Here is a 6,224-nt window from a genome sequence, read left to right as displayed (position 1 = left end):
GGAATCGGCTAAAGTGCGATGGCGAAATTGGTTGTTTTTACAGTAGCGCTAACACCCTGGCGGACACCGACGCCACCCAGGGCGCCGCCTCGGCCCACACGCAGCGCGCGAGGTCGGGGTCGTCCTGGTAGACCGCGGCATGCACGAGGTCCCTGACGGCCGCCTTGGAGTCCTCGGGCCTGCCCGAGCAGGCGCTCTGGAGGTTGCGCTGCAGGTGCGTCACGCAGCGCTGCCAGGCGCAGCCCTGGAACAGGCGCGAGACGGCGGCCACGAGCCCGGCGTGGCTGTCGGAGACCACGAGGCGAACGCCGGCCAGCCCGCGCTCGCGCAGCCCGCCGAGGAATGCCGCCCAGGAGTCCTCGCTCTCGGTGTCGACCACGTCGCAGCCCAGGAAGTGCTTGCGCCCGTCGGCGCCCAGCCCGATCGCGGTCACGACGCCCTGCGAGACGACCGACGAGCCGACCCTGCAGCTCATGTAAGTAGCGTCGAGCCACAGGTAGCAGCACGGCGTGCCCGACAGGTCGCGGCGGCGGAACTCCGCCACCTCGGCGTCGAGGTCGGAGCAGAGGCTCGAGACCTCCGAGCTCGACAGCGAGGATATGCCCAGCTTGGACGCCACGCGCTCGACCTTGCGGGTGGATACGCCGCATACGTACATCTCCTGCACGATGGCGGCCACCGAGGTGTCGACGCGCGACCATCGCGCGAGCATGCCCTCGGGGTAGTAGGTGCCGTGCCTGAGCTTGGGTATCTCGAGCTCCACGTCGCCCACGGCGGTCTTGAGCGACCTGGGGCGGTAGCCGTTGCGACTGTTCTCCCTGCCGTCACTGCGCTCATTGCGGCTCGCGCCGCACATCTGCTGGGCCTCGGAGTCCATCAGTGCGTTCATCACGCTGCCCAGCACCCTGCACGCGAACTCGCGCGCGTCGCCGCACTCCTGCCAAAGCCTCGCCGCCTCGAGGGCCTCGTCGCGGCCGAGGCGCAGTACACTCTCTTCTTGGGGCATCGCCTTTCCTTCCATTCGTCACCTTCATTACTCCAACGACGAATTCTAGGCGGTGTCCCTTCCCTTTCAAGAAAGGGAAGAGGCGGGTCATGCCCCGCCTCTTACACCACATCTCTGTGCGCTACCCATAGCGGACTTATATGTGTTTGCGTTAATGAACATATTTTACTGTTATGTCTATTATTTTGCGAAGGCAATATGATACTAAGATAGCAACCGTACTCATATTTGGCATTTTTTGCCCACAGGGTATTTCCTAGGGAACCGACAACAGCCTTAGGGTCCCGCGCGGCGCCGCTCCCTCCCGGCATCCGCCGACGTTCCCCCATATAAAACCTGCCAAAATAAACCTGTCCCTTTTGGCAGGTTTCGGGGTGGCAAGGGCTTGCACTTTAGCGTGCGACAGCGGATAATGCCGAGCATTCGAGAATACGCTTATTGCTCTTTCTATAGATTGAGGAGGCCCCTATGGCCATGGAATTCAAACGCAGGCTGCCGATCCCCATGGAGATCCGCGAGGAAATGCCGCTTTCCGCCGAGCTTACCGCTAAGAAACAGGCATTCGACTCCGAGGTCGCCAAGGTCTTTACCGGCGAGGACGCACGTAAGGTGCTCATCATCGGCCCGTGCTCTGCCGACCGCGAGGATTCGGTGCTCGAGTATATGAACCGACTGGCCAAGACCGCCGAAGAGGTCAAGGACAAGCTCATCATCATTCCGCGCGTCTACACCAATAAGCCGCGCACCAAGGGCACCGGTTACAAGGGTCTTCTGCACAACCCCAACCCCGAGGCTCCCGACGACCTGCTCGAGGGCGTCAAGGCCATCCGCCATATGCACCTGCGCGTTATTGAGGAAACGGGCTTCTTCACCGCCGACGAGATGCTCTATCCGTCCAACTACCAATACCTCGTTGACCTGCTGAGCTATGTCGCCGTGGGCGCACGCTCGGTAGAGAACCAGGAGCACCGTCTGGTGTCGAGCGGCATTTCGGTACCCGTCGGCATGAAGAATCCCACTGCCGGCTCTACCACCGTTATGCTCAACTCAATTTACGCCGCCCAGGCGCACCAGAGCTTCATCTTCCGCAACTGGGAGGTCGAGTGCGACGGCAACCCGCTCGCACACGCCGTTATGCGTGGCTACATCGGTCTCGATGGGCGCACCTACCCCAACTACCACTACGAACACCTGGAACGCCTGGCCGAACGCTATACCGAGCATGCCGGCTATGCCAATCCGGCAGCGGTCATCGACTGCAACCACGACAACTCGGGCAAGCGTCCGCTGGAGCAGTATCGCATTTGCAAGGAGGTGCTCGACAGCTGCCGCCGCAACGAGTCCATCTCCAAGCTGGTCAAGGGCTTTATGATCGAGTCCTACCTAGAAGACGGCAACCAGCCGGTCGACGGCGGCGTCTTTGGCAAGTCGATCACCGACCCGTGCCTGGGCTGGGAAAAGACCGACTACCTCATCCGCGAGATCGCGGAACGGGTGTAGGTTACGGCGTTTTACCAGACGCCGTAACGGCTCGACGCTGCGCGGGTCGCATTTGAGACAATCTGACGTTCAACTTCAAGGGCGCGACCAGAAGGTCAGCGCCCTTTCGTTTCACGTCACCTTGTCTCAAATGCGACCCGCTCGCTGTCCGTCCTCTACCTGCGGCGTTATCTTGCTCCGGATGTGGCAGTTAGGGACGCTCCTTTTCTGCCGGCAGTCAGGGACATTCCTTGGGGTAGTCATTGGGGACGTTCTTGTTTGACTAGTCGTTTAAGAACGTCCCCAACGACTACCCGGGGGAGTTGCCTTCCCTCGTGGCGGTCTTCTAGCAGAAAAACCAAGTGAGTAGGCTTTTTGCAGAAGGCCGAGCACGCCCTAAAACGCCACAGCTCTGACCTGCAGTTTTATAGATCATTTGTCGCGATGTGCTCAGCAGGTTCAAAAAAGTCTACTCACTTGTATCTGAGACGCACCAGATTGGCAAAAACCGCCGCGAAAGGGCCCCTGGTCCCTTCGCGGCGGTCATACGCCTCTGATTTTGCGACGATTTTGCCCGCTTGTTACTCGCTGTAGCGGGTGGCTATGGCGGCTCGCACCATGCCGGTGCTCATGAGGTAGGTCACCAGGAAGTAGCCACCGTATGCTGCCAGGAAGATTGCACAGGTGAGACCCACGGTGCCGCCGATGCTCATGTTGCCGAACGTGCTCACCAGCTCGATGATCACCTTAAGTGCTACAAAGGAGTGCGCCAGGCCCACTGCCAGCGGGAACAGGAAGAATACCGCTTGCTGCGCCATCACCGAATGGCGAATCTGGCGGTCGTCGCAGCCGATCTGTGCCAGCACACGATAGCTGCGGCTGCCGTCGGCCACGTTGGAGAGTTGCTGGATCGACAGAATCGCCGCGCATGCAACGACCAATACAAAGCCGATGTAGATGGCTAGGTAGCTAATAAGACCGTTCATTTGCGCTGCCTGCGTGTACATCTCGGAGCGTGTGATGAAGGTTCCCCACGACCCCGGCTCCTTGCCGTCAACGAGCAGATTGTCGAGCACAGTGTATTTAATGCTCTCGTCTGCCTCGGTCGTATCCATCCCCTGTTTGTAGTTAACGAGCAGGCTACTGGAATACGGCTGCAGATTAAGTTGGGACAACAGCTCGTCGGCAACGACGACGGTGCCCGGATTACTGCCCATCGCCGAGTTGGCGATGGCCGCCGTATCTTCGTCCGACTTATCGGTTGCGGGCTTGAGCGTATGCCCGCCCAAGGTAAGGGCATGGCCGCCAGCCATATACTTGGTGTACAGGTCGACCAGCTCGCCGCCCATATCACACGTGAGCAGATACTGGTCGTGACCGATGTGCACCGGCTCCTCGCCCATCATCTGGCGCAGTTTGTTGTACTGGCTCGCCGGCGTCACAAACAGACCCATCGCATCGGCATTGCTACCCCCGAGCGCCTTGGGAAGCTTTTCGCCCATGGTCTTGCACATTTCACTTGGAGTCACCGAAGGATCCGAGCCGCCGAGCGGGTAACTCAGATACAAATCGATCTGCACGTGCTCACCGGCAACATCGGCGATATTGACCTTCTTGCCGGTCTCGTCGTTGTTGTCCGCCGACTTGCCCTTAATACCGTCTGCAACGTTATCGGGATCGATACGATCGCCATGCCATGCAGCGTACAAATCGACCGTTGCATCGGCCAGCACCATGCGATCGGCCTCAGACGGATTGACATACTCTTTGTAGTAGTCGAGCGTTTCGGGCGTGTAATAGATATACGTCTGCGACATATCGGCCGGCGTATAGCGCTCCAGATTCTCGTTCATCACGTTGGCAATCGACATACCGCACGTCACCGAGGTGATGGCCAAAAACAGGATCATCGCGATGACGCCCATCGAAAAGCACACCGTATTGACCTTGGCCGAAAGCTGACGCACGGTAAACATGTTGAGGCCGCGCCAATACACGCCGCGCAGGCTCTGCAGCAGCTTGATAAGCATGCCCGAGAGTCCCCAGAACAGCGCAAAGGTACCAACGGTAACCATAGCGGTCGTAATGCCAAACTGGCTCATGGCCTCTTGCAGCTTGCTGTCCGTCGCGGTTAGCGGGAATCCATCACGCAGCAGACGGTAATAGGCCACGCCCACCAGCACCACGCCCACGGAAAAAATGGCAATCGCGATCCAGGGGTTGCGTGTCTTGATGCTCTCGTTGCGACGCTCGGCACCCATAAGCTCGATGAGTTTGGTACGACGAACGGCGCGAAGGTTCAGCAGTAGCGTGAGCACAAACATTACGAGCATGCAAGCAAGGGTCAGGTTGAACGCATGCACCGAGAAAAAGAAGTGGAAATTGGCGATCTGTGTCTTAAAGAGCGAGGCCGTAAAGAACGTCATGAGCTGGGAGAGTCCCACACCCAGCACAATGCCGGCGACAAAGGCCACGACCGAAACGATCACCGTCTCGAGCGCCATGATCGTGGCGACGCGCCCGCGCCCCATGCCGAGCACCTGGTACAGGCCAAACTCCTTCTTGCGGCGTTTCATGATGAAGTTATTGGCATACACCATCAAAAAGGCCATGACACCGGCCAAAAAGTACGTCAGGTCGCCGAGCATGCTGCCCATAACCTGTGCCAAGCCCTTTTCATCGATGCCGGCGATGTCGACCTGCATCGAGATGGTGTTAAAGGCATAGAAGACCGTGACGCCCAGGGTGAGCGTCAAAAGGTAGACGAGGTAGTCGCGGCCGGCGCGGCGGACGTTGCCCCAAGCGAGTTTACAGAGCATCGGAGCCCTCACCGCCCATCATGGCAACGACCTCCATAATGCGGTCGAAGAACTCTCGGCGGTCGGTATCGCCGCGGCGCAGCTCGGTGAAAATCTTGCCGTCGCGAATGAACAGCACACGGCTCGTGTAGCTGGCGGCAAAGCTGTCGTGCGTGACCATGAGCACGGTCGCGCGCAAGCGGCGATTGAGGGCCTCCAGGCTCTCGAGCAGCAGACGAGCGCTTTTAGAATCGAGGGCGCCGGTGGGCTCGTCGGCCATGATCATGGTGGGGTCGGTAACGAGCGCGCGAGCCGCGGCAACGCGCTGCTGCTGACCGCCGGACATCTGGTAGGGATACTTGTCGAGCACCTGGCTGATGGACAGGCGCGCTGCCACATCCTGCACGCGGGTTGAGATCTCTGCCGAGTTTGTGCGGGCGATGGTGAGCGGCAGGGCGATGTTCTCGCGTGCCGTGAGCGTATCGAGCAGGTTGGAGTCCTGGAAGATAAAGCCGAGCTCCTCGCGGCGGAACTGCGAAAGCTTAGCCTGCTTCATGCGTGTTACGTCCTGCCCGTTGATACGGATGGTGCCGCTCGTGGCGCTATCGATGGTCGAGACGCAGTTGAGCAACGTCGACTTACCCGAGCCCGAAGCGCCCATGATGCCAACGAATTCGCCGCGATTGACGGTAAAGCTGACGTCGTTGAGCGCGCGGGTCACGTTGCCCAGCGCTCCATATACTTTTTCGAGATGCGCGACCTCCAGTACCGGGGTCGCCATGTGCGTGCTTTGCATACCGAGTCCTTTCTTGCGATTAGTCTACGGCATCTATAGTCGCAAGAAGACGAGTCAGCTACCATCGATATGGCTTACGCTTGCCTTACCGTTGTGTAAGGTACGGGTAGCTAGCCTACCACGCGTTGATGTTGAGAGAGGACTC

General features: G+C 59.4%; 4 protein-coding genes. 1 reads left to right on the top strand and 3 read right to left on the bottom strand.

Features of this window, described 5'->3' with window-relative positions; all coding sequences use genetic code 11:
• Positions 1-37: 37 nt before the first annotated feature.
• Positions 38-1,006: an IS256 family transposase gene (locus JMJ97_RS06190; RefSeq protein ID WP_260699544.1), complete on the bottom strand. Its 969-nt coding sequence runs from the start codon at positions 1,004-1,006 to the stop codon at positions 38-40.
• Between the two features lie 468 nt (positions 1,007-1,474).
• Here JMJ97_RS06190 and JMJ97_RS06185 point away from each other — a divergent pair, with 468 nt between their 5' ends.
• Positions 1,475-2,506, top strand: a complete 1,032-nt coding sequence (locus JMJ97_RS06185) for a 3-deoxy-7-phosphoheptulonate synthase (protein ID WP_260699543.1) — start codon at positions 1,475-1,477, stop codon at positions 2,504-2,506.
• A gap of 560 nt (positions 2,507-3,066) precedes the next feature.
• Here JMJ97_RS06185 and JMJ97_RS06180 read toward each other — a convergent pair.
• Together JMJ97_RS06180 and JMJ97_RS06175 are read right to left on the bottom strand one after the other, a co-directional pair.
• Positions 3,067-5,304, bottom strand: coding sequence for an ABC transporter permease (locus tag JMJ97_RS06180; protein ID WP_260699542.1), 2,238 nt, complete (start codon positions 5,302-5,304; stop codon positions 3,067-3,069).
• Positions 5,294-6,079 carry an ABC transporter ATP-binding protein gene (locus JMJ97_RS06175; RefSeq protein WP_276550570.1) on the bottom strand — a complete coding sequence of 262 codons (786 nt, stop codon included), beginning with the start codon at positions 6,077-6,079 and terminating at the stop codon, positions 5,294-5,296. Before JMJ97_RS06175 ends, JMJ97_RS06180 begins: the two co-directional genes overlap by 11 nt.
• Between the last annotated feature and the right edge of the window lie 145 nt (positions 6,080-6,224).

The sequence above is a fragment of the Collinsella aerofaciens genome (assembly GCF_025289055.1).
Taxonomy (GTDB): Bacteria; Actinomycetota; Coriobacteriia; order Coriobacteriales; family Coriobacteriaceae; genus Collinsella.
Note: the sequence above shows the minus strand (reverse complement) of the source record. Positions and strands in the feature narration are given on the sequence as shown.

Excerpts from the sequence above, each read along its gene's own strand:
- JMJ97_RS06190 (WP_260699544.1), bottom strand. The coding sequence starts at position 1,006 with ATGCCCCAAGAAGAGAGTGTACTGCGCCTCGGCCGCGACGAGGCCCTC.
- JMJ97_RS06185 (WP_260699543.1), top strand. The coding sequence starts at position 1,475 with ATGGCCATGGAATTCAAACGCAGGCTGCCGATCCCCATGGAGATCCGC.
- JMJ97_RS06180 (WP_260699542.1), bottom strand. The coding sequence starts at position 5,304 with ATGCTCTGTAAACTCGCTTGGGGCAACGTCCGCCGCGCCGGCCGCGAC.
- JMJ97_RS06175 (WP_276550570.1), bottom strand. The coding sequence starts at position 6,079 with ATGCAAAGCACGCACATGGCGACCCCGGTACTGGAGGTCGCGCATCTC.